This is a genomic window from uncultured Sphingosinicella sp. (assembly GCF_963974575.1).
In the GTDB taxonomy this organism is placed as follows: domain Bacteria; phylum Pseudomonadota; class Alphaproteobacteria; order Sphingomonadales; family Sphingomonadaceae; genus Sphingosinicella.
This window is the reverse complement of the sequence record NZ_CAXBBQ010000007.1, coordinates 175,532-199,227: the sequence shown is the minus strand read 5'-3', so window position 1 is coordinate 199,227 and position 23,696 is coordinate 175,532. Positions and strand designations below refer to the sequence as shown.

The following is a 23,696-nucleotide window of genomic DNA, read 5'->3' as shown; positions in this document are numbered from 1 at the left end:
GAACGACGTCAGTATTTGAAGCCGAGCCGCATCCCGAGCGTCCGCGGCTGGATGATCGTGCCCCTGCCGATAAGCCCCGCGCCGCCGCCACTCGAATAGTCGGTGATCCCCTGCGAGTCGGTGAGATTACGGGCGAACGCTTCGACCGAGATTTGCCCGAACCGCGCGCCAAGCCGAAGATCGAGCGTGTTATAGTCTGGAATCCGTGCGTGATTGGTCGTAGCAGGCGCTGTCGAAAAATCGGCGTATCGCGAACCGACATACGTCCATGTGACACCGCCGGACAGGATCGATCCGCCGTCAAGCTCGTGGACGTAATCGACCGAAACCGCGTTCTGGAATTCCGGCACGTAGGGCAGGCGCTGGCCCGCCAGACCACCGAAGGCAGGCGCATCGTCAGTAAGACGCGCATGCGTGTAACCGCCCGTCACCGCAAACGTGAGCGGCTTCACCGGGTTCACGCTCAATGTGTATTCAAGACCTTCGCTGCGCGCCTTGCCGCCGTTGCCCTGAACCGAGAATGTCTGCCCATTTGTTTCGGAAACGAAGTCCGTAATGAGCTGCACGTCCGTCCAGTCGATGCGGTAAATCGCGACATCGAAATTGAACACGCGGTCGGCGGTCGATCCCTTAACGCCCAGTTCGTAGTTGGTCGTGCTGTCGGACTTGTAGAACGTCGGGAAATCGGCGGGTGCGCCGGGCACGACCAGCACCGGACCGCCGGGACGGTAGCCCGTCGCCAAGCGCGCGTAGACCGAAATATCCTTGTTCAGCAGGAAACGGGGCGCGATCGAGTACGTGAACTTGTTCTCGCTCGTCCGGATCTCCGGATTCACGAGCGGATCGGGACCGCCGCTCCCGATCAGGCCAGGGGCGCTCGTAACCTGCGACCACTGCTTGTTGTGCGAATAGCGGCCGCCGATCGAAACTTCGAAGCTTTCGCCGAACTTGAGTGTGGCTTCGCCGAAACCGGCATATTCCTTGTACCGTGCCGGAAGCGAGCTGCCGCCGAACGGGAGCGGCGAATCCAGTATGACCGATTCGTCACCTTGCTGCACGGCGTCGTAGTATTGATCGAACGTAATATCTTCGTTGGTGTAGAATCCGCCGATCTGCCAATCGAACTGCATGAAGCCGGCATCGACGTCCGTGTTCGACGCGAGCCGGATCTCCTCGTTGAATTTCGTGAAGCTGTCTTCCTGGCGTCCCCAGATTGCGATCGGCTCGCCGTAAACACCGCCGAACAAATCCGCCGCCGTCAGGCCGGGCGCAAGCTGGAGATGCGAAATGTCGCTGCGGTAAAAGGATTTGTATTTGCTGTAGCTGGTGGACGAAAACAGGCTCACCGAACCCAGATCATAATTGATGACGCCATTGTAATATTCGAATCGGCGGAGTGAACTTTCCGGCGCATAGGTGTTCAAAATGGGTTCGCCGCCGTTGGCCACCTTCGCTGCAACGGAGGGCTGGGCATTCAATCCCCCCACAAGTTCAAGCGCGCCGCTACCATCGAAGTCCCCGCGCTGCAAAGCTGCCGTCAGACGCACGCTGAGGGCTTCCGTCGGTTCGATCTGGAGCTGCCCACGGAGGCTGTATTGTTCGCCACCGTTGACGTCCGTTTCCCCGCGGGTGGGGTTGTCGATATAGCCGGCAACATCCTGATAAGTGCCAGTGACGCGCAGCGCCGCGATTTCGCCGAGGGGCACATTCACGGCACCTTGCGCGATCCACCCGGTTTCGCCGTGTCGCACGGAATCAAAGCCCGCCTGACCGCGCGCTTCGAAGACGCCGAGCTTGGGCTTGTTGGTGATGTAATGCAGGAGGCCGCCCTGCGCCGTGGCGCCATAAAGCGTACCCTGCGGCCCGCGCAGCACTTCGACGCGGTCGAGATCGAACGCGAGCAAATCGGCCGTGAGCAACGAGCCGTTGAACAGGGACGAGGCCGACGAAACAACGATGTCGTCTACCATCGTGGCAACCGACGCGCCCGAGCCGCCCGCGTTCTGGCCGCGCAGCACGAGACGCGTGCCGCCGTTTCCGGTCGCCTGGATCGAAAAGCCGGGAACCTGCGATGCGAAATCGGCGATCCGCGTAAGGTTACGCCGCTCCATGTCTGAACCGCTGATCGCGCTGATACTGAGAGGCACATCGACGAGCCGCAATTCGCGCTTCGTCGCAGTGACGATGATTTCGTTGCCTGTCAGTTCCTCGGCCTCACCGCCGCCGCTTTGCGCGATTGCGGGTGCGCTGATCAGCAAGGCGAGCGCGGAAACGGTTGTCGAAAGATATCCAGTCTGACGTAGAAACATTTGTCATTCCCCCCACATTTGCGAATGGATCGCCGTGCAGCGCCCCCGCGCTTTAAGCCCATTCGGGTCAGTCCCATCCTGAAACTACCAGACATCTACCCTGTGTCAATTATGTTTCTATTTTGGAAACCTCGGAATATCACCGACATATGAAGAGACAGCGCGCAGACCCGCACGTTTGCTCAGAAACGCGCCGCGCCGCCCAGCCTTCGGCGGCTCGGAACTGATGGTCACTTTGGAAACGGGGTCAGCCCGCCTTGGGCTTTCTGGCGCGCAGCTTACGTGCAGCGTCCCGAGAGGACGGTTCGACGGCAGCCTGGTCGCCGAAAACGAAATTGTCGGTCTGCTCGGTACACACGGCGATGATCTCCGTGCCGCCGGGCGTCTTGGAGAGGTAGGCGTGACCCATGCGGCTGTCGATGTAGATGCTGTCGCCGGGTTCCAGGGTTTCGGGTTCGTAGAACTCGCTGTGCACTTCGAGCACGCCGTCGAGGACGTAGATCCACTCCTCTCCGTCATGACGGATCAGCGGGCCGAATTCCTCAAGTGTCGCGGCATGGACGCGCCCCTTGATCGGCACGATCCGTTTGCGGCTAAGTTCCGGCGACACATACAGATAATCATAGCTGCCTGTCTGGATGTTGCGCCCCTCACCCTTCCGCGCAACGCTGCGGCGACCGCCAGCATGCACTGCGGTTTGCGCGGTCTCGGTGAACAGGCTGCCAATATCGACGCCAAGAGCCCCGGTCAGCTTCGTAAGCTTGTCGTAAGTGAGTCCTAGGCGATCGTTTTCCATCTTCGAGAGCGCCGACACCGAATAGCCTGTACGCTCACTCATCACGCTGAGGGGAATGCCGCGGGCCGTCCGCAACGCCTTGATTTTCTTGCCTAGGCCACCCTGCTCGATCATCTTACTCACCGTTTCGACTACTGAGAGGGACTTATCGCAACTGCTTGCCAAGGAGGCAATGTTTCCATATCGGAAAGCATGGGAAATTCAATCCGGGGAGGAAAAAGCATGTCGAAAGCCGCACTTCTGCTTCTGGGAATGATGGTCGCGTCCACGCCCGCGACCGCGGACATTTACGACATCCTTATCCGTGGCGGCACGATCTATGACGGCTCGGGAAGCCCCGGCTATGTTGGCGATGTCGCCGTCAGCGGCGGAAAGATCGCCGCCGTGGGCAAGCGCGTGCGCGGCAGTGCAGCAAAGGTGATCGAAGCCCAGGGGCTTGCCGTGACCCCCGGCTTCATCGACGCGCACAGCCACGTCGATTTCGGTCTGGAGGAACGCACCGGGCCAATGCTCGACGAGCAAGACCTCCTTCAGGGCGTAACGACAATCCTGATGGGGCCTGACGGCTATTACTCGCCGGAAAACATCCGGCAACGCATGGCGCAGTTGAAGGCGCGCGGCTCGGGTGTCAATTACAGTTGCTATGTCGGGCACAACGGCATCCGCGAGCAGATCATGCCCGGCATCCAGCGCCCGGCGAATGCTGAAGAAACCGCCGCCATGGCCGCGCTGGTCCGCGAGGGCATGGAAATGGGCTGCGTCGGCCTGTCGACCGGCTTGATGTACGAAGGCGGCATGTTCAGCGATACGAACGAAGTCGTCGCGCTGGCGGAAGCCGTGAAGCCGTTCGGCGGCACTTATGATTCGCACACGCGCAACCCGTCTCTGGAGATGCTGAAATCCGAAAAGGAGGCTATCGAGATCGGAAAGCGGGCCGGAATCCCCGCAAAGCTCGGGCATCTGAAGGCAACGGGCTTGATCAACAGGGGCCGCATCGGCGACGTGATCGCCGCGGTCGAAGAGGCGCGCGCCGCGGGGCAGGAGGTGGTCGCCGACCAGTATCCCTACGACGGGGCCGCGACCGGGCCCCTGAGCGGCATCTTCGTGCTGCCGGGCCACAAAGACATGCCGTCTGCCGCCGATGTCCGCGCGGCGCTCAAGGATCCGAAAACGCGCGCTGTCATCCGCGAACTGACCGAACAGGGCGAGGCGGGCGGTTTCTCGTGGGTCAAGGCAGTCGGCTACGGCAACATGCGCATCGTCGATGCGCCGGGGGCGCCCGAACTCGTCGATCAGAACATCGAACTGCTGGCAAAGGCATGGGGAATGGAGCCGTTCGATCTCGTCGCCCGGCTTGTTCAGGACCAGTCCGACTCGCTGCTGATCACGCTCGGCACGATCGATGAAGCCGATGTGCGCAAGCTTATGGTTCAACCGTGGGTGATGATCGCGAGCGATGGTGGCTACAGCGCGCCCGAGGGCGCCGAAATCGACATCATGGGCTATCATCCGCGCGCGACGGGCAGCTTCGCCCGCGTCCTTGGCCACTACAGCCGGGACCTGAAGCTGTTCCCCCTTGCCGAGGCCGTGCGCAAGATGTCGAGCCTGCCCGCGAAGCACTTGAACCTGACGGATCGCGGCCTGCTGAAGCCCGGCCTCGTCGCAGACATCGCCATCTTCGATCCGGCGAAGGTCATCGATCGTTCAACCTACGCGCGGCCGGCGCTCCGCGCCGAAGGCATGGTCACCGTTATCGTCAACGGCGAAACCGCGCTGGAAGGCGGCAAGGCCACGGGCGCGACACCCGGGCGCTTCGTTGCGCGCGGGACGGTGCCGTCCAAAAAATAGCGGCTGCGGAAACGCCCCCCGGTCAGCGACCGGGGGTGAGGCTCATCACACGCTCGGCGACCACCCAGTCCTCACCGCACGCCCGGTGCGATTGGATTTTCCTATAGTCACATTTCAGGCAACATGCCTAACGTCACACGCGGCCAACTCTTCGAGTTGATTATAATGTTGTTATATATCGATATTTTCAGAAATTCTGAATCCGATTCACAAAATACCGCGCCCACGTCGTGTCTGAAACACCTAGTATTTTAGTGTATATGAAACTCTGTTAATATCCCAAACAACCTCCGACGCATCGACATTTCCGACAGGGCGAGCGAGAGAATGAAGAGATTCGGCAAGGTAAAGTGGGCGCTCGCAGGCTCCGCGTTCATGGTGCTGGCGCTTGTGGCGGGCACGTACGGCTGGCTGCGCACATCGCTGCCGGACTATTCCGGCACCCGGCAGGTCGCCGGGATCAGCGGCACCATCGAGATCGTGCGCGATGCGCGGGCGGTTCCGCATATCTTCGCCGCAACACGTGACGACGGCTATTTCGGACTCGGCTTCGTCCATGGCCAGGATCGGCTCTGGGCGCTCGAAATGACACGCCGTGCCGCACATGGCCGCCTTGCAGAAGCGATCGGCGCCGACGGGCTCAGCACCGACAAGCTCGTTGCCGCGCTCGATATCGAAGCCATCGCCGATCGCACCGAACGCCAGTATTCGCCCGCAACGCGCGCTGCTGTCCGCGCCTATGTCGCCGGGATCAACGCTGCACTTGATGCGCGGCGCGGAGCGCTGCCGCCCGAGTTCCTGCTCACCGGCACCGCACCGGGGCGCTGGGAGGCGCGCGACGTCAGCCGCGTCGCCGGGTTGCTGACGCTCGGCTTCGGCGACTGGCGCGACGAACTGCTACGCGCCCGTCTGCTCCCTTCGATCGATTGCGCTGCGCTCCGTTCGCTGTTCGCATCCCCGGCAGACAGCAGCCCGGTGACACATCCGGATGCACCCCAAGCGGCCGGTGTGCCTGCGGCAGATACGTGCGGCGCGGTGCCGCTGAAGCCCGTTAAGACGGCGTCTGCCGAACTGCTGCCCTTCGGCCGCGCGCTCCCCGCGTCGAACAGCTGGGCCGTTGCGGGCACACGTACGGCGAGCGGCAAACCCCTGCTCGCCAACGATCCGCACGGGCCGCTCACCGCGCCGGCGGACTATTATCCCGTCCGTATCGTCGGCGCGGATTTCGAGCTGGTCGGCGCCTCCCGCCCCGGTGTGCCGGGCTTCGCCACAGCGCGTAACCGCGACATCGCGTGGGGCATCACCGACGTGATGGCCGACCAGACCGACCTCTTCATCGAGCGCGTCGATCCAGCCGATCCGACACAATACATGACGCCAACGGGCCCGCAAAAATTCGTGACACGCACGGTGACGATCCCGGTGAAGGACAAAGCTGCGGAGCGTATCGTGCTACGCTATACCGCGCATGGCCCGGTTCTTTCCGACATCGACGACGAAGCCGCCCGGCTGGTGCGCGAGCAATTGCCGCCGGGCCATGTGGTCGCTCTCGCCGGTGTCGATTTCCCGAGCGGCCAGCCGATCATGGAAGCCTTCGTGACCATCGCGGCGGCGCGCGACTGGCCGGAATTCGAACGCGCGATCGCGAGCTTCCACTTCCAGCACAATTTCGCGTTCGCTGATCGTTCGGGCACGATCGCGATGGCGACTGCCGCGCGCATCCCGCGCCGTGGCGGTGACGGCTTCCTGCCCGCACCGGGCTGGAACGCGCGCTTCGCCTGGACGGGCTACGCCTACCCGCAGGAGATGCCGCGAACGGTGAACCCTGCTTCCGGGTTCGTCGCGAACGCCAACAACCGCACACTCACCGGAGATCGCCTGTACGACAGCACCGCGTTCGAGCCGGGCTGGCGCGCCGCGCGCATCGTCCAGCAGCTCGGCACGACGAAAGGTGCCGATCGAGAAACGATGCGGCGGCTGCAGCTCGATACCGTCTCCGCGCAGGTCGCGGCGATGAAACCCGTCCTTGCCGCGATGGCGCCCGCCACGGCGGACGGCCGCGCCGCCCGCGACATGCTGCGGCGCTGGAATGGAGACATGGCGACCGACAGGGCAGAGCCACTGATCTGGTCGGCGTGGTACAGGGCAGCGGTCTCGGCGCTTCTGGAACCAAAGCTCGGCGCACTCGCCAAGGATTATCTCGGCTCCACACGACCGCGTCTTGAACGCCTGCTCGCCGGGGAAGGCGGATGGTGCGCACGCGAGGCCTGCCCGGCGCTCGCCGCCCGCGCACTCGACACGGCGGTGAAGGATCTGCGCGGGCAATACGGCGACATGGCCGGATGGCGCTGGGGCGACGTGCACCGCGTACGCTTCAAGCACGACATCTTCTCGCACCTGCCGCTCGTCGGGCCACACCTCGTCGCGTCGCCCGCCGCGCCGGGCGACGCGACGACGGTGAACGCCGGGCTCAGCATGCTCTGGGGCGACGATCCCTATGCGGATGTCTTCGGCGCGCGCTACCGCCAGATCGTCGATCTCGCCGACCCCGCCCAGAGCCTCTACATGATCGCGCCGGGCATGTCGGGCAACGTGCTGTCGCCGTGGTTCGGGCATCTGGCCGAAGACTGGGCGGCGGGCCGCTACTTCCCGCTCACGGGCAGCGCCCCGGAACTCCGCAAGGAGTCCGTGGGTACACTGACACTGAAGCCGCGATGATCAGCGGCTGTTCCGCTTTCGGCCCTTTTGACCTATTGCGGGTGCCTGTTCGTTGAAACTTGCCGGGAGCGTATGGATGGGCCGACCGCCCACGAAACTCGCTGAAGCGCTGCGCGCGCTGCGCCGCCGCATGGGGCTCACCATGTCGGAAGTCAGCCGCCGCACGGGCGTCGCCATTTCGACGCTGTCTAAGGTTGAATCCGGCAAGATGTCGCTCACCTACGACAAGCTCACGCAGCTCTGCCAGGGGCTCGGCGTCGATTTCGCCGATCTGCTCGGCGGGCCGTCGCCAACGCAGGGCGACACCTCGGCGAAGGGGCGGCGCAGCATCAATCGCATCGGCGACGGCGTCGTCGTGCGCACCGAGCATTACGATCATTGTTATCTCAGCACCGACGTGTCGGGCAAAGCGTTCGTGCCGCTTGTCGTCTCGCCGCAGGCGCGGTCCTTTGCGGACTTTCCTGATTACGTGCGGCACGGCGGGGAGGAATTCGTTTACGTCCTCGAAGGCGCGCTCGAAGTGCACTCCGAATATTACAAGCCGGTGATCCTGCAGGCGGGCGAATCCATGTGGATGGACAGCCAGATGGGCCACGCCTACGTCGCGCACGGCGACGCGCCCTGTCGCGTGATTGCGGTGTGTTCAGGGAACGAAACCGAGCTGATCGACGCCGTGAACGCCGTCGATCATCACCCGTCACAAACGCCGGAATAAAGCCCCGGGGCTGAAGGCACGTGCCTGGCCTTGCCCACAGCAAGAGTTTCCTATACGCTAAATTTGAATTTAACTTCAAATAGGGTCGCCCACTTGAAGATCGCCGACTTCACAATCCTTAGGACCTCCCGCGCAGCTGCCCTTGGGCTTACCGTGTCACTGGCTGCATTGACCCTCGCCGCCTGTGCCGGCCAGCCTGAGCGCGTGGACCTGCTCGTTCGCGGCGGGCTCGTTTACGACGGCACGGGATCACCGCCGCGCATAGCCGATGTCGGAATCGCAGACGGCCAGGTCCGGTTCGTGAAGAAGGCATCGCGCGTCGTCGCGGCGCGCACGATCGATGCCAACGGCCTCGCCGTCGCGCCGGGCTTCATCGATGCGCACAGCCACGTTCCCGAAGCCGTGGAGCGCATCGAGGGGCCGTTCATCGACGCACAGGATCTGTCGCAGGGTGTCACCACGATCCTGGCGAGCCCCGACGGCGGCCTCTCGCCGCGCGTAATGCGGCAGCTCCAGGCGGCCCTCAGCGCCAAGGGCATGGGGGTCAATTACAGCTGCTACGTCGGCCATAACGGCATCCGGGAAGAGGCGATGCCCGGTCAGCGCCGAGCCGCCACGCCCGAGGAGATCGAACGCATGGCGGCGCTAGTGCGCGAAGGCATGGAGATGGGCTGCGTCGGCCTTTCCACCGGGCTCATGTACGATCCCGGCATGTTCGCGACCGAGGCCGAGGTGCAGGCCCTCGCCGCTGCCGTGAAGCCCTACGGAGGCACCTACGATTCGCACACGCGAGACCCAGGCTTTCACATGGTGGAGTCAGAGCGCGAGGCGATCGAACTCGGCAAGACCGTCGGTATCCCGGCGAAGCTCGCCCACCTGAAAGCCACCGGGCTCATCAACAAGGGCCATATCGGCGAGGTCATCGCGATGGTCGAGACGGCGCGCGCGCAGGGTTTCGACATCGTCGCGGACCAGTACCCGTTCGACGGCGCCACGGTGCGCGCGGTCTACGATCTTTTCGTCCTGCCCGACGGGCGCGGCGACCGGCAGGTGACGGAGGCGGAAGTGCGCGCCGCGCTCGCCGACCCCGCCCGCCGCAGCGCCGTGCGCGAGGCGACCGAGAACGGCGTCGACAAGGGCTTTTCCTGGATCAAGGCCGTCGGCTACGGCAACGTCAGGATCGTCGATGCGCCGGAAAACCCCGACCTTGTGGACGAGAATATCGAGCTATTGGCGAAGAAGCGCGGCATCGCGCCGTTCGATCTTCTCGCGGATCTCGCCGCCCGCAACAATGTGCGCGTCACGCTCGGCACGATCGACGAGGCGGACATCCGCGAACTCATCGTGAAACCGTGGGTAATGGTCGCGAGCGACGGCGCCTACATCGACGCGCGATCCTTGGCGCGCGGCTATGCCCATCCGCGCGCCAGCGGCAGCTTCACGCGCGTGCTCGGCCACTACAGCCGCGACCTCAAACTCTTCCCGCTCGAAGAGGCGATCCGCAAGATGACCGGCTTTCCCGCCACGCATCTCGGCCTTGCCGATCGCGGCCGGCTGATGCCGGGGCTGGCGGCGGACGTCGTGCTGTTCGATCCCGCGACCGTCGCCGCGCGCGCTACCTATGCGGACCCCGGCGCCCTTTCCACCGGCATCATCACCGTGATCGTGAACGGTAAGGTCGCCTTCGAGAACGGCAAGCCGACCGGCGTCACCGCGGGGCAGTTCGTACCAAGAAAACGCTAGGCGCGCTCGACCTCGACGGGGAGGTTCGCGAGCCCGCGCAGCGTGTTGTTGTGGCGGCGAACGACGTCGCCCGCGATGCGAATGCGCTTCACGCGCCGCACGAGCGCATCCAGCACCAGCTCACCTTCCATCCGCGCGAGTATCTGCCCGACGCATTGATGAATTCCGGCGCCGAAGCCCACATGGCCAAGCGTCTTCCGCGTGATGTCGTATCGATCCGGCGCTTCCCACTGGCGCGGGTCGCGATTGGCCGAAGCGAGCATCATCAGGATCTTGTCGCCTTCGTGCACGCGCGCGCCGCCGATCTCGGTATCTCGCGTCGCCGTTCGGAAGAAGGTCTGCACCGGCGATTCGAACCGGATCGCTTCGTCGAACGCCGCCTTTGCAAGCGACAGCTCCGCACGCAGCCGCTCCCACTGATCGGGAAAACGCGCGAGGCAATAGAGCGTCGCGCCAATCGCATTCACCGTCGTATCGAGCCCCGCCTGCAGCAATGCGCGCACCAGCAGCGGCGCCTCCTCAGGACCGATCTCGCCGCGATCGGCGGCTTCGTGGATCACGAGACCCAGCCCAGGCGACAGGTTCTCGCGTTGGCCCTGTTCCTCGACCCAGTCGAAGCTCGCCTGCGCCCGCGATGCCTCGAACAGCGCGTTGCGCGGGCCGAAGGAATTGAACAGCATTTCAGCGTGCGGCAGCAACTTCTCGCGCCCCTCGCGCTTCATGCCCATCGCATCCGGGAACACCCTCAGCGGATAGGCCTCGGCAAGATCGCCAACGGCATCGAACCTTCCAGCGGCAACCACCTGCTCGACGATCGCCTCGGCTACCGCGGCGAAGCGCGCGCGCAGCCCCTTGAGCACGGGCGGCGACAGCGCGCGGCTGAGAACACCGCGCGAGCGCGTGTGGAGCGGTGGGTCCGCCTCGAGGATCAGGCTCGGCAGGCGGAAGCGCCCGTGCCGCTCGAAATCCTCCATCCCGACACCGCGCGCCGAGGAAAAACGCTCCCAGTCCGTAAGCGCCTCGCGCACGTGCTCGTACCGCGCGACTGCTCCGATATTATATTGCCCGAGCCACACGAACGGCCCCGCCTCGCGCATCGCCTCGTGCAGCGGAAACGGGTCGTCGAAGAACGGCGCCGAGAACGGATCGATATCGAGCACGGGCACGCCCGGCGGCGGCGCGGTGTCGTAAATGGCATAGGGTGACAACATCGTTTTAGGCCCCCACGCAGTGAAACGGCATGTCGCTGCGGTGACAATCGGGAAACGGTGTCACCGCGAAGTGGCTGCGATCCATGTCGAATTCCCTTCATTAGGCGATCAAGAACGATATTAGCGTATAAGAAAAATATTCTTATACGCAATAGCTCGACGATGAAATCGCTACGGCGCGCGAAACCTGAGGCCCACAAGATGACGAGGCGCTGCCTGTCGGGCGGTTCTATTGTACGTCGTCGACCACAGCCCGCAGTGTTGACAGCGTCGCTGCTTTGTTGCGGCGCTCCAGTTCGTCGATCGTAGAAAGCGCCATGGCACGGTAGGCGGGAAGCACTTCCGGGCAGTCGTTCGCGAGTGCGGCCAGGTGCCCCCGGACCATGTTCACATCTCCGCGCAGCAGCGGCCCGGAAAGTGCGTCGAACCCCTTTGCGATGCTGTTTTCGAGCGATGCGCGCACCAGCGGCGCGACCAGGGATTCAGGGTGTTCGATACCCGCCGCATGGAGCGCGCGCGTCGCCCCCGCAAGGAGCGTGACGAGATGGTTCGCCGCATGAGAGAGCGCGGCATGATAAAGCGTGCGCCTGTCTTCGGCGATCTCCACAGCGATACCGCCCAAGGCCTTGACGATCGTTCGTGCCTGCCGCATCGTATCTCCATCCGGTGCCGTGATGGCGAAACAGGCGCCCGCCATGCGCTGGACTTCGATGTCCGCGTTGCCCGTGAAGGTCATTACCGGGTGTACCGCCGCCGTCCTTACGCCCCGGATGCGGAGCGGTTCGAGAATGGCCGTGCCGCTTCCTCCACTGACATGAAAAGCCAGCGCTCCTGGCCGAAATTGAGCTCCCGCAAACGCGTCCACGACCTGCAGGAGCGCGTCGTCCGATACCGCGATCGCGATCACGTCGCATTGCTCTGCGACCTCCTCCAGAGACCGCACCGCCAGCACGCCGCCCCCTTCAGGCAAATGCGCCGGTGTCCGTCCCCACATCATCGGTGTCGCCGAAGACCGGACGCCGAGCCCCAGCGCCAGCGCGCGGGCGACCCGGCCCGTACCAACGATGCCGACACGCCCCGCGATCACGCCGCCGCCTCGCTCTCCAGAATCGGCAACTCCGTCGTCGATTTGATCTCGGAGAGTGCCACCATCGAATGCACCTCCTGCACGCCGGGAAGTTGCGACAGCTTTTCGAAGAAGAAGCGTTCGTAGGTCTCAATGTCGCGCGTCACGATGCGTAGCATGAAATCGACCGGGCCAAGCAGCACGAAGCAATCAAGCACTTCGGGAAACTCGCGGATCGCATCCGAGAACTCGTGGAGGTTGGAGCGGCCGTGGCGGGTGAGCTTCACCTGGGCGAAGACCTGCGTGTTGAGGCCCATTTTGCGCCGATCGAGCAGGCTCACCTGCCCCTTGATATAGCCCGCCTCCTTGAGCCGCTGGATGCGCCGCCAGCACGGCGCCTGCGACAGCCCAACCTCTTCCGCGATCTCCGTGGTGGGCCGTGACGAATCCTTCTGGAGGATCGCGAGAATCTTGCGCTCGAACGCGTCCAGCTCTTCTAGCATGATTTATTCCATTATACGCACATTCCCGAATAACTCATTCCATAGATCGCCGCATACAAACATACGAGCAATTTTTATCAGCCGGATGCGTGCTAGGCTTTTGCGCGAAAGGGAGCTCCGATGGTCCACCGGCCGCACGAAGTCAGCGATTTTCAGGAAGATATCCACGTCGTCAGCGATGCGGACGGCGAAGTGATCGGTGTCATTGCCATTCATTCGACCGCGCTCGGACCGGCGGCCGGCGGGTGCCGTTTCTGGCACTACGACAGCCACACCCACCTTACAGCCGACGCGATCCGGCTTGCGCGCGGCATGAGCTACAAGAATGCGGTCGCAGGACTGCCGCTCGGCGGCGGCAAGGCGGTGCTGCAGCGCCCGGCCGGCAGCTTCGACCGCGCTGCGCTGTTCCGCGCCTTCGGCGATGCCGTGGAAAGCCTGGACGGCGCCTATGTCACAGCCGAAGACGTCGGCACCGGCGTTGCCGACATGGAGCGGGTTCGCGAGCGCACACGCTATGTCGCGGGCCTTGATGCGGAGCCGGGCAAGAGCGGCGGCGACCCCTCACCCTGGACCGCGCGCGGCGTGTTTGAATCGATGCGCGCGGCGGCGCGCTTTGCACTGGGCAGCGACCTTGAAGGCCTGACCGTCGCGGTGCAGGGCACGGGCAACGTCGGCGCAGCGCTGTGCCGGATGCTGCGCGGTGCGGGCGCACGGCTCGTGATCGCGGATATCGATCGGCGCCGCGTCGATGCGCTCGTCGCGGAACTCGGCGCGCGGGCTGTCGGCATTGACGAAATCGTTGCCGCCGACGCGGATATCTTGGCTCCCTGCGCGCTCGGCGGCGTGCTGAACGCCCGGACGATTCCCGCGCTGAAGGCGCGCCTCGTCTGCGGCGCGGCGAACAACCAGCTTACAACCGAAGCGGACGGCGAAGCGCTGGCCGCCCGAGGCGTCGTCTATGCGCCGGATTATGTCGTGAACGCGGGCGGCATCATAAACGTCTCCGCCGAATATCTCGGCGAGGCGCCCGAAGAGGCCGCGCGGCGCGTCGGCGAGATCGCGCCGCGCCTCACCCGCATCCTCGAAGCTGCCGCAAGCGACAACACGCCGCCGCACGTCGTCGCCGACACGCTCGCCCGCCGCATCATCGCGCGCGGGCACCGTGCCGCAGCCTGAAACCCAAGAGAACCGCCATGCTGAAGAACAGTTCGCGCCTACACATTCCCGAGCCCGGCTGCCGCCCCGGCGAGACGCCCGACATGTCGCACATCAAAGTGCCGCCCGCGGGCGAGGTTCGCCGGCCCGCTGAAGATGTCGATCCCGCCGAGATCCGCGATCTGGCCTGGGCGCTGATCCGCGTGCTGGATGACGACGGCAATCCGGTCGGCGACTGGAACCCGGAGCTCTCCGCCGACGTGCTTGAAAAGGGCCTGCGCGCGATGATGCTGACGCGCGCCTACGACGCGCGCATGGTGCGTGTGCAACGGCAGGGCAAGACGAGTTTCTACATGAAATCGACGGGCGAGGAGGCTGTCGCCGTCGCGGCGGCGCTCGCGCTCGAATACGGTGACATGTGTTTCCCCACCTACCGCCAGCAAGGCCTGCTCGTGGCGCGCGACTGGCCGCTCGTCGACATGATGAACCAGGTCTATTCGAACAGCCGCGACCGCCTGAAAGGGCGGCAGATGCCGGTGTTCTATTCAAGCCGCGAAGCGGGGTTCTTCTCGATTTCGGGCAATCTCGGAACGCAATACAGCCAGGCGGTCGGCTGGGCGATGGCATCCGCCGCCGACAACGACAGCCGCATCGCCGCCGCGTGGATCGGCGAAGGCGCAACGGCGGAAGGCGACTTCCACCACGCGCTGACCTTCGCCAGCGTCTATCAGGCGCCGGTCGTCCTCAACATCGTCAACAACCAGTGGGCGATCTCGTCCTTCTCCGGCATCGCCGGCGGCGAGCGCACGACGTTCGCATCGCGCGGGCTCGGTTACGGCATCCCCTCGCTGCGCGTCGACGGCAATGATTTCCTCGCCGTCTACGCCGTCACGCGCTGGGCGGCGAACCGGGCGCGCAACGGTCTCGGCCCCACGGTGATCGAGCTCTTTACCTACCGCGCCGAAGGCCATTCCACCTCCGATGATCCGAGCAAGTATCGCCCTGGAGCGGAAGCCGCTGTCTGGCCGCTCGGCGATCCCATCGAAAGGCTGAAGACGCACATGATCGGCGCGGGCCTTTGGAGCGAAGATCGGCACGCCGTACTTGAAAAGGAGCTTGAGGAGGTGGTTCGCGCGGCGGGCAAGGAATCCGAGAGCTACGGCACGCTGAAGGAAGGCGCGCGCATTCCGGCCTCTTCGATGTTCGACGACGTCTACAAGGAGATGCCGCCGCATCTTGTCGAACAGCGCAAGCAGGCGGGGGTATAACGCCGTGGCGACGATGAACATGATCGAGGCGCTCAACAGCGCGATGGACGTGGCGCTGACGCGCGATCCCGCCGTCACCATCTTCGGGCAGGATGTCGGCTATTTCGGCGGCGTGTTCCGCGCAACCGATGGCCTCCAGCGAAAGCATGGGCTGACCCGCGTATTCGATGCGCCGATTTCCGAAGGCGGTATCGTCGCCGTCGCGGTCGGCATGGGCGCCTATGGCAAGCGGCCGGTCGTCGAAATCCAGTTCGCGGACTACATCTATCCCGCCACCGACCAGCTCATCTCCGAAGCCGCGCGGATGCGGTATCGCACAGGCGGCGAATGGTGGTCCCCGATCACCGTGCGCAGTCCCTACGGCGGCGGCATCTACGGCGGCCAGACGCACAGCCAGAGCCCCGAAGGCATCTTCACGCACGTCGCAGGCCTGAAGACGGTGATCCCGTCCAACCCTTACGACGCCAAGGGTCTGCTGATCGCCGCGATCGAGGACGACGACCCCGTGCTCTTCTTCGAGCCCAAGCGCCTCTACAACGGCCCCTTCGACGGACACCACGACAAGCCCGTCGAGCCTTGGTCGAAGCATCCCGCAAGCGAGGTGCCGGACGGCCATTATGTCGTGCCGCTCGGCAAGGCGAACATCGTGCGCGCGGGCAGCGCCGTCACCGTGCTCGCCTACGGCACGATGGTGCATGTCGCGCTTGCGGCAGCGAGTGAAACCGGCATTGATGCGGAAGTCATCGACCTACGCACGCTAATGCCGCTCGATCTTGAAGCCATCACGCAGTCGGTGAACAAGACCGGCCGCTGCGTCGTCGTCCACGAAGCGACACGCACCTGCGGTTTCGGCGCCGAACTCGCCGCGCTGGTGCAGGAGCATTGCTTCTTCGATCTCGAAGCCCCGATCGAGCGCGTGACCGGCTGGGACACGCCCTACCCCCACGCTTTCGAATGGGAATATTTCCCTGGTCCGAAGCGCGTCGGCGATGCGCTCCGGCGCACGATGGAGGCCTGAGGCGCGATGGCGAACTACGTCTTCAAACTGCCCGACATCGGCGAGGGCATTGCCGAAGCCGAACTCGTCCAGTGGTACGTGAAACCCGGCGATGCGGTCGCCGAGGACCAGCCGCTCGCCGACGTGATGACCGACAAGGCGACCGTGGAACTTACCTCGCCCGTCTCCGGCACCGTGGTCGCGATCCACGGCGAAGAGGGGCAGCTTCGGCAGATCGGCTCGGCGCTTGTTGAATTCGCACTGGAAGGCGAAGCACCTGCCGAACCCGTCGAGGAAGCAGCGCCCGTTCCAACACCGGTCGAAACACCGCCCCCCGCACATGCGCCCGCCGCACAGCGTCCCAAGGCCTCGCCGCTAGTGCGCCGCCTTGCGAAGCAGTCCGGCGTGCAACTCGAAGACGTGAAAGGCTCCGGCCCTTATGGCCGCATTCGCCGCCCCGATTTCGAAGCACACCTTGCCGCGGCGCAGAAACCGGCTGCGCCCGCCGCTGGTGAATTCACCGAGACGAAACTCGTCGGCCTGCGCCGCAAGATCGCGGAGAAAATGGAAATCTCCGCGCGGCGCATCCCGCATTTCGCCTATGTCGAGGAGATCGATCTCACCGCGCTCGAAGCCGCGCGCGCCGAACTCAACGCGCGTTATGGAAACGAACGGCCGAAGCTCACGTTATTGCCGTTCTTCATCCAGGCGCTCGTTCGCGTACTGCCGCAGTTCCCCCAGATCAACGCGACCTACGATGACGAGGCCGGAATCGTCCGCCGCTATACGCCTGTCCATGCGGGCATCGCGACACAGACCGACAACGGCCTCATCGTGCCCGTCGTTCGAAACGCGCAGGACCTCGGCCTGTGGGAACTCGCCGAAGAGATCGCACGCCTCGCCGCCGCCGCGCGCGATGGCACAGCGAAGCGCGACGAACTCTCAGGCTCCACGATCACGATCACCAGCCTTGGTACGCTCGGCGGCATCGCGACAACGCCGGTCATCAATCATCCGGAGGTCGCGATTATCGGCCCGAACCGGCTCGTCGAGCGTCCGGTCGTGCGGAACGGCAGCATCGAAATCCGCAAGATGATGAATGTGTCCTCATCGTTCGACCACCGCGTGGTGGACGGATACGACGCGGCGCGCTTCATCGGCGAGGTGAAGGCACTTCTCGAGTCCCCGACGCTGCTGCTGGCGCGCTGAGTCTACTGCGCACGGCGTGCGGTGAGGATGCGCACGGGGGCGGCAATCATCTGCCCCTTCATCACGCCTACGCCCAGCGTCGGCGAGGTCGGCGCGTTCATGATCTTGCGCACCGTGTCCATGCCCTCGACGACGCGGCCGAACACGGCAAAGCCAAGATTGTCGCCGGCTTTCGACGGATCGGCATTCAGCGAATCGAGCGCGCCGATGGTGATGAAAAAATCGCCGTCCGCGCTGCCTGGCGCGCCGCGCGCCATAGAGATCGCGCCGTCGGTATGCGCAAGCCCGGTCTTCGTCGTCGGTTCGTGCGCGATCTTGGGCAGCACCTTCTTGGGATTGCCCTGTGTGCCGCCCTGGATGAGCCCGTAGCTGCCGTCGTCCGAAAGCTTCATCGCACGATAGAAGGCCGTGCCGTCCAGCCGCTTCTGATCGACGTAGCGCAGGAAATTCGCCGTCGTGATCGGCGCACGTTCCTTTTCCAGCGCCAGCACGATCGGACCCTCGCTGGTCGTGATAGTGACACGCACGGTCTCGTAGACCTTCTCCGGCACCGGCGGCGGCGCGGGCGGCACTTCGGGAGGCGTTGCGGGGATCTGCTGCTCGGTCTGCTGCTCGGTCTGCGCGAGCGAAGGCATGGCGACGGCAACGGCAAGCAGCGCGGTGCAAAGGGCTGTGAGTCGAATCATGGCGACAAGGTTAGTGCGGCTTGCCGTCCGGCGGAATCGCAAAACCGCTTCCCTTCAACCAACGAACGCGCGTTCGATCACATACTGGCCCGGCGCCGCGTTCGATCCTTCGGCAAAACCGCTGGATTCGAACCGCGCGGCGAGCGACCGGATCATCGTCATGCTGCCGCACATCATCACACGGTCGATTTCGGGATCGAATGCCTTCGGTCCTCGCAGCGGCGGGCCGAACAGCGTGCCGTCCTCGATCAGCGCGTCGATGCGTCCGGTCGTGCGGAACCGTTCGCGCGTTACGGTCGGCAGATAGGAAAGCTGCAGTAACGCCTGATCCTGTACCAAGGGATCGCCGGCAAGATGGCTTTCAAGCTCGGTACGATAGGCAAGGTCGCTGACCTGCCGCACCGAATGGACGAGCACGATCTGGTTGAACCGCTCGTAAATATCGGGATCCCGCACGAGGCTCATGAATGGCGCGAGGCCCGTGCCGGTCGAGAGCAGGAACAGCCGCCGCCCGGGCAGCAGCGCATCGGCAACCAGCGTTCCTGTAGGCTTGCGGCCTAGGAAAAGCTGATCGCCGGGCTTGATCCGCTGAAGCTGCGCGGTGAGCGGCCCGTCTGGCACCTTGATCGACAGGAATTCCAGTTCCTCGGCCCATGCGGGACTTGCGATCGAGTATGCGCGCAGCAGTGGCCGCCGCTCACCAGGCAGGCCGATCATCACGAACTCGCCCGAACGGAAGCGGAAGCTGGAAGGGCGCGTGGTGGTGAAGCTGAACAGGTGTTCGTTCCAGTGCCGCACGGCACGCACGGTTTCCACGGTCAGCGCATCGGACGGCGCGAGGATGCGGGCTGCCGCTGCGCGGTCGCTCATGGATCGTCTTTCATCTCAAGCTGGCGAATCGCGAGTTCTTTTACGCTATTGAGAATGATTTGCAAATGTTCATCCCTTGCCCATGCCTGCGAGACAGAACGTCGCGGAACATTGCGTCGCATTGCACCGGTCGTACCGCCGACCGAAATGTGCTAGCCAGGTCAAACAGATAGGCTGACGGCAAGGAGTCGCCGCTGTGTTCGAATCAATGTTCGGTTCCGTGGATGCCGTGCTGCTGGCGCGTATCCAGTTCGCGTTCACGGTCAGCTTCCACTTCATCTTTCCCGCCTTCTCGATCGGGCTGGCGAGCTACCTCGCCGTGCTCGAAGGCCTTTGGCTGAAGACCGGGCGGGACCATTATCTCGATCTCTTCCGCTACTGGCTGAAGATCTTCGCGGTCGCCTTCGCGATGGGCGTCGTCTCGGGCATCGTCATGTCGTATCAGTTCGGCACCAACTGGTCGGTGTTTTCGGACAAGGCCGGTCCGGTGATCGGCCCGCTCATGGCCTATGAAGTGCTCACCGCCTTCTTCCTCGAAGCGGGTTTCCTCGGCGTGATGCTGTTCGGCATGAACAAGGTTGGGAAGAAACTTCACTTCACCGCCACGCTGATGGTCGCGATCGGCACGTTCATCTCGGCCTTCTGGATTCTCAGCGTCAATTCGTGGATGCAGACCCCGGTCGGTCACATCATGGGCGAGAACGGCCAGTTTCTCCCCGGCGAAAGCTGGTGGGCGATCATCTTCAACCCCAGCTTCCCCTACCGCCTCGTCCACACCGTGATCGCCGCCTATCTCACCACGGCGTTCGTCGTGGGCGCGGTCGGCGCGTGGCACCTGCTGAAAGATCGCGCGAACCCGCACGCACGCATCATGTTCTCAATGGCGATGTGGATGGCCGCGCTCGTCGCGCCCGTGCAGATCTTCGCGGGCGACATGCATGGGCTGAACACGCTCGAACACCAGCCCGTGAAGGTGATGGCGATGGAGGGGCACTATCAGAGCCACCCGGACGGCGCGCCTTTCTATCTCTTCGGCATCCCGAACAGCAAAGAGCAGCGCATCGACTACGCGGTCGCGATCCCGAAGGCGTCGTCGCTGATCCTGAAACACGATCCGAACGCACCGCTCGCCGGGCTCGACACCGTGCCGCGCGACGAGCAGCCACCGGTAGGCATCGTGTTCTGGGCATTCCGCATCATGGTCGGCATCGGCACGCTGATGCTGGGAATCGGCATGTGGAGCCTCGTCGCCCGCCTCAAAGGCCGCCTCTACGACTGGCCGCCGCTGCACCGCGCAGCGATGGTGATGGGGCCGTCGGGCTTCGTCGCCGTCATCGCGGGCTGGGTGACGACCGAGGTCGGGCGTCAGCCCTATACGGTCTACGGCCTTCTGCGGACCGCAGACAGCGCCTCCCCGCTTGCCGCCCCTGCCGTCGGCGCCTCACTACTCGCCTTCGTCGTCATCTACTTCGCGGTGTTCGGCGCGGGCACCTGGTACATTCTGAAGCTGATGTCGCACCGGCCGAAAGCCGGTGAAAAAGGCGTCGAGGCCGAACCCGGCCCGACCCGAACAGCCGGCATCACCCCCGCCCCCGCCATGGAGGCCGAACAATGAGCGTCAACATCGATCTCACCACCGTCTGGGCGTTCATCATCGCCTTCGGCATCTTCGCCTATGTGGTAATGGACGGGTTCGATCTCGGCATCGGCATCCTGTTCCCGGTCTTCAAGGGCGAAGAGCGCGATCAGGCGATGAACGCGATCGCGCCCGTGTGGGACGGCAACGAGACGTGGCTGGTGCTTGGCGGCGGCGGGCTATTCGCAGCCTTTCCGCTCGCCTACGCGATCATCCTGCCCGCGACCTATCCGCTCATTATCGCGATGCTGCTCGGGCTCGTGTTCCGCGGCGTCGCCTTCGAGTTCCGCTGGCGCGATCCCGCTCACCGCGCTTTCTGGGACATGGCGTTCACCGGCGGCTCGATCGTCGCGGCCTTTTCGCAGGGCATGATCCTCGGCGCGATCCTGCAGGGCATCGCGGTCGACGGCCGCGCCTACGCAGGCGGCTGGCTCGACTGGCTCAGCCCATACAGCCTGCTCACCGGCGCGGGCGTCGTCGCGGGCTATGCGCTGCTCGGCGCGACGTGGCTGATCGTGAAGGTGGAAGGCGGCGCGCTCGATCATGCCTACCGCCTCGCGGGCCGCGCCGCGCTCGCAACCCTGGCGCTGATGGTCGCTGTCAGCCTCGCGACCCCCTTCCTCGAGCACCACTATTGGGAGCGCTGGTTCGAAATGCCGAACATGCTCTTCACCAGCCAGGTGCCGCTGCTCGTCGTCATCGCCACCTACTTCCTGTTCCGCACGCTGAAAAAGCGCGCGACGTGGTCGCCGTTCCTGCTCTCGCTGGGCCTGTTCCTGCTCGGCACCATCGGTCTCGGCATCAGCATGTTTCCCTACGTGGTGCCGAACAGCGTCACGATCTGGGACGCCGCCGCGCCGGAAAGCAGCCAGGTGTTCATGCTCGTAGGCGTCGTCCTCGTCATGCCGCTCATCCTCGCCTACACCGCGTGGGCTTACTGGGTGTTCCGCGGCAAGGTCGGCAGCCATGGCTACCACTGAGACTGATGCGCCCCTCTGGAAGCGCCTCCTCTGGATGGCGGCGATCTGGGCGGCGAGCGTCGCGGCGCTCGGCGTTGTCGCGATGCTGCTGAAGGCCTGGCTGCGCTGAACCTTCAGGCCGGGTCGTCGACGCCGAGGTGGCGCCCCGTCGCCCGCTTGTGTGCCCGCAGGATCGTCACGACATCCGCCTCGCGGTCGAACTGCATCCCGAACCGGCCGTGCTCCGCCCAGTGCACGACACCGGCAAGCGGTGCGTTACCCGGCAAATCCACCACAATGCGCGCGCCGATCTCGGGGTAATAGGGGCTGCGCAGCCGCATCCCGCGCGCGGAAATCTCCACCACGGTCGCCGGCCCCGCCCACCCCCGCGTCCGCATCCGCGCCGACCAGAACAGCGCCAGAGACCGCGTGGCGCCGCGCCGCTCCGGTCCTCCCGCGAGCGCCTTGCCGCCATCACCGCGCCATGTGGGAAGTACGCCCTGCAACCTTGCAAAAAACTGGATCATCTGAGCCGCCCCTTGTCGAAGCCCGTGATCCCCCGCAGCGCCGGTGTGCGCCCAAAGTGTAAAGAAAATCTTAACGGACGCCCGCAGAAGTTGATTTCCGGCCAACGTTGCAATTCTTGCAACGAGCGATGCAGACTTTGCGGTGGTCAGCCCCCCTTCGCAGGTGCAACAAAGGGCCTGCCAGAAATGGCGATCCTCCCCAAGGATTTACTATTAGGGCCGACCTTCGGGTCGGCCCTTTTCTTTGCCAAGGGGTTACAGGAGTTTCAGGCTGTGGCGGAAAGTGCGCCGACCTCGGGCCGCGCAGCGGATTCGGCCTGAAGCCAGTCTCGGAAGCGCCGCAGTGCAATGTCGGAAGCACCCGGCTTCCGTGATACCCACCAATAGCTGTACGGCGTCGCGACGCTTTCGCCGAACGGTCGCTCGAGCCGGGCGTCGCCTTCGTAGAAGCGCACCGAATCCTCCAGCGTCAGCGCGATACCGAGCCCCGCCTCCGCCGCCGCGATCAGCATTGGGCCGCTGTCATACTGTTCAGTGCGCGTGATCGCGTTCTCATCGAGCCCCATTGCCTGCAGCCACAGTGGCAGCACCTTCGAAAGCCCGCCGTGCAGCAGCAGAGCATGATCGCGCAGCGCCTCGCGCACGGGCGTTCCCGGTGCCACGAGACCCGGCGCGCAGACCGCGAAGCCCGCCTGCGGCTTCAGCTCGTGGGAATCGGCGCCCTCGGGCACGGTTTCCGCAAACACGATGATGGCATCAAGGCTGGCGCCCAGCTTCTCGAACGGTGCGCCCGATGAATCGAAGCGCAGCGCGATATCGGGATATCGCGCACGGAAACGCGCGAGGCGCGGCAGCAGCCACGCACTCGCATAGGACGGCGGCACACCGATCGCGAGACTGCGCTCGCGATCCGAGCGTACATCACCCAGAACGCGGCCGATGGCATCGAAGTGCGGTGCGATCTGCGTGAACAGCCGGGCGCCCTCGGGTGTCGGCTTCAATTCGTGATGCCGCCGTTCGAACAGCGGCCGCCCGACGTGCGCCTCCAGCGACTGCAACCGCCGGCTGAGCGCCGAAACGGAAAGGTTGAGCTCGTTTGAAGCCGCGCGCAAGGTTCCGCCGCGGTAGGCCGCGACGAACGCTTCAAGTGAGCCCATCGGCGGCAGGCGACGCATGTTACGCCGCCGCGACCGGTCCGGCGAGGAACCGGATACGCATCATGGCCTCTCTCGCTTCCACCCGCTCCACACCTTTGCGAGCGGTGATCGTAGCCACATTGTTGCAACGCAGCATAGATTTGGCAAGAGTTGAAACTCCGTTCAGTATTTTCCCTACCGCGCATCGAGACATTCCATAGGCTTAGGCGCATCGTTGCAAAACCGGAAACCCACGTTGCCAAGGTCGCGATGGTCGAAGGGGGTCCGTTTCATATGCTGCGTCGCACAAACGAACGGTTTTGATCGTTTGCAGAGCAGGGAGA

The 23,696-nt window shown here is 64.4% G+C and carries 20 protein-coding genes; 11 read left to right on the top strand and 9 right to left on the bottom strand.

Annotated features, from left to right (window positions below; all coding sequences use genetic code 11):
• Positions 1 to 8: 8 nt before the first annotated feature.
• Together AAC014_RS14450 and AAC014_RS14445 are read right to left on the bottom strand one after the other, a co-directional pair.
• Complete coding sequence (locus tag AAC014_RS14450) at positions 9 to 2,309, bottom strand: TonB-dependent receptor (protein WP_339709702.1); 2,301 nt, start codon at positions 2,307 to 2,309, stop codon at positions 9 to 11.
• 247 nt (positions 2,310 to 2,556) lie between these two features.
• Complete coding sequence (locus AAC014_RS14445) at positions 2,557 to 3,219, bottom strand: XRE family transcriptional regulator (protein WP_339709795.1); 663 nt, start codon at positions 3,217 to 3,219, stop codon at positions 2,557 to 2,559.
• A 108-nt stretch (positions 3,220 to 3,327) separates the two neighbouring features.
• Here AAC014_RS14445 and AAC014_RS14440 point away from each other — a divergent pair, with 108 nt between their 5' ends.
• From AAC014_RS14440 to AAC014_RS14425, 4 genes are all read left to right on the top strand, one after another.
• Complete coding sequence (locus AAC014_RS14440) at positions 3,328 to 4,953, top strand: amidohydrolase family protein (protein WP_339709699.1); 1,626 nt, start codon at positions 3,328 to 3,330, stop codon at positions 4,951 to 4,953.
• Positions 4,954 to 5,280: 327 nt separating this feature from the next.
• Positions 5,281 to 7,671 (top strand): penicillin acylase family protein, encoded by a 2,391-nt coding sequence (locus AAC014_RS14435; protein ID WP_339709696.1) that lies wholly within the window; start codon positions 5,281 to 5,283, stop codon positions 7,669 to 7,671.
• A gap of 76 nt (positions 7,672 to 7,747) precedes the next feature.
• Positions 7,748 to 8,386: an XRE family transcriptional regulator gene (locus AAC014_RS14430; protein ID WP_339709693.1), complete on the top strand. Its 639-nt coding sequence runs from the start codon at positions 7,748 to 7,750 to the stop codon at positions 8,384 to 8,386.
• 93 nt (positions 8,387 to 8,479) lie between these two features.
• Entirely contained in the window at positions 8,480 to 10,129 is a 1,650-nt protein-coding gene (locus tag AAC014_RS14425) for an amidohydrolase family protein (RefSeq protein WP_339709690.1), read from the top strand.
• Here AAC014_RS14425 and AAC014_RS14420 read toward each other — a convergent pair.
• The 3 genes from AAC014_RS14420 to AAC014_RS14410 all read right to left on the bottom strand — a co-directional run bounded on the left by AAC014_RS14420 (position 10,126) and on the right by AAC014_RS14410 (position 12,909).
• Positions 10,126 to 11,340, bottom strand: a complete 1,215-nt coding sequence (locus tag AAC014_RS14420) for a cytochrome P450 (protein ID WP_339709687.1) — start codon at positions 11,338 to 11,340, stop codon at positions 10,126 to 10,128. The two genes, AAC014_RS14425 and AAC014_RS14420, sit on opposite strands and share 4 nt — an antisense overlap.
• Before the next feature lie 229 nt (positions 11,341 to 11,569).
• Entirely contained in the window at positions 11,570 to 12,427 is an 858-nt protein-coding gene (locus tag AAC014_RS14415; RefSeq protein ID WP_339709685.1) for a DUF2520 domain-containing protein, read from the bottom strand.
• The gene (locus AAC014_RS14410) at positions 12,424 to 12,909 is read right to left on the bottom strand and encodes an Lrp/AsnC family transcriptional regulator (protein ID WP_339709682.1); all 486 of its coding nucleotides are present in this window, start codon (positions 12,907 to 12,909) and stop codon (positions 12,424 to 12,426) included. Before AAC014_RS14410 ends, AAC014_RS14415 begins: the two co-directional genes overlap by 4 nt.
• Positions 12,910 to 13,029: 120 nt before the next feature.
• Between AAC014_RS14410 and AAC014_RS14405 the strand changes: the two genes are divergently transcribed.
• From AAC014_RS14405 to AAC014_RS14390, 4 genes are read left to right on the top strand one after another with little or no spacing between them, the layout of a single operon-like run.
• Positions 13,030 to 14,085 carry a Glu/Leu/Phe/Val dehydrogenase dimerization domain-containing protein gene (locus AAC014_RS14405; protein WP_339709679.1) on the top strand — a complete coding sequence of 352 codons (1,056 nt, stop codon included), beginning with the start codon at positions 13,030 to 13,032 and terminating at the stop codon, positions 14,083 to 14,085.
• A gap of 17 nt (positions 14,086 to 14,102) precedes the next feature.
• Entirely contained in the window at positions 14,103 to 15,332 is a 1,230-nt protein-coding gene (locus AAC014_RS14400; protein WP_339709677.1) for a 3-methyl-2-oxobutanoate dehydrogenase (2-methylpropanoyl-transferring) subunit alpha, read from the top strand.
• A 13-nt stretch (positions 15,333 to 15,345) separates the two neighbouring features.
• Positions 15,346 to 16,350: an alpha-ketoacid dehydrogenase subunit beta gene (locus AAC014_RS14395; RefSeq protein WP_339709792.1), complete on the top strand. Its 1,005-nt coding sequence runs from the start codon at positions 15,346 to 15,348 to the stop codon at positions 16,348 to 16,350.
• A gap of 6 nt (positions 16,351 to 16,356) precedes the next feature.
• Positions 16,357 to 17,538, top strand: a complete 1,182-nt coding sequence (locus tag AAC014_RS14390; protein ID WP_339709674.1) for a dihydrolipoamide acetyltransferase family protein — start codon at positions 16,357 to 16,359, stop codon at positions 17,536 to 17,538.
• A 2-nt stretch (positions 17,539 to 17,540) separates the two neighbouring features.
• Here AAC014_RS14390 and AAC014_RS14385 read toward each other — a convergent pair whose 3' ends face one another.
• Both AAC014_RS14385 and AAC014_RS14380 read right to left on the bottom strand, forming a co-directional pair.
• The gene (locus AAC014_RS14385; RefSeq protein WP_339709671.1) at positions 17,541 to 18,224 is read right to left on the bottom strand and encodes a peptidylprolyl isomerase; all 684 of its coding nucleotides are present in this window, start codon (positions 18,222 to 18,224) and stop codon (positions 17,541 to 17,543) included.
• A 54-nt stretch (positions 18,225 to 18,278) separates the two neighbouring features.
• Positions 18,279 to 19,094: a ferredoxin--NADP reductase gene (locus AAC014_RS14380; protein ID WP_339709668.1), complete on the bottom strand. Its 816-nt coding sequence runs from the start codon at positions 19,092 to 19,094 to the stop codon at positions 18,279 to 18,281.
• 208 nt (positions 19,095 to 19,302) lie between these two features.
• Here AAC014_RS14380 and AAC014_RS14375 point away from each other — a divergent pair, with 208 nt between their 5' ends.
• Genes AAC014_RS14375 through AAC014_RS14365 form a run of 3 tightly spaced genes read left to right on the top strand, consistent with a single transcriptional unit; the run spans position 19,303 to position 21,819 of the window.
• Positions 19,303 to 20,709, top strand: a complete 1,407-nt coding sequence (locus AAC014_RS14375) for a cytochrome ubiquinol oxidase subunit I (RefSeq protein ID WP_339709789.1) — start codon at positions 19,303 to 19,305, stop codon at positions 20,707 to 20,709.
• A complete protein-coding gene (cydB, locus tag AAC014_RS14370; RefSeq protein WP_339709665.1) occupies positions 20,706 to 21,710 on the top strand; it encodes a cytochrome d ubiquinol oxidase subunit II in 1,005 nt (334 codons plus the stop codon). The genes AAC014_RS14375 and cydB overlap by 4 nt, the downstream gene beginning before the upstream one ends.
• Positions 21,697 to 21,819: a DUF2474 family protein gene (locus AAC014_RS14365; protein ID WP_339709662.1), complete on the top strand. Its 123-nt coding sequence runs from the start codon at positions 21,697 to 21,699 to the stop codon at positions 21,817 to 21,819. The genes cydB and AAC014_RS14365 overlap by 14 nt, the downstream gene beginning before the upstream one ends.
• A 4-nt stretch (positions 21,820 to 21,823) precedes the next feature.
• Here AAC014_RS14365 and AAC014_RS14360 read toward each other — a convergent pair whose 3' ends face one another.
• Together AAC014_RS14360 and AAC014_RS14355 are read right to left on the bottom strand one after the other, a co-directional pair.
• Positions 21,824 to 22,216: a PilZ domain-containing protein gene (locus AAC014_RS14360; RefSeq protein ID WP_339709660.1), complete on the bottom strand. Its 393-nt coding sequence runs from the start codon at positions 22,214 to 22,216 to the stop codon at positions 21,824 to 21,826.
• Positions 22,217 to 22,482: 266 nt separating this feature from the next.
• Positions 22,483 to 23,391, bottom strand: coding sequence for a LysR substrate-binding domain-containing protein (locus AAC014_RS14355; RefSeq protein ID WP_339709658.1), 909 nt, complete (start codon positions 23,389 to 23,391; stop codon positions 22,483 to 22,485).
• Positions 23,392 to 23,696 lie beyond the last annotated feature (305 nt).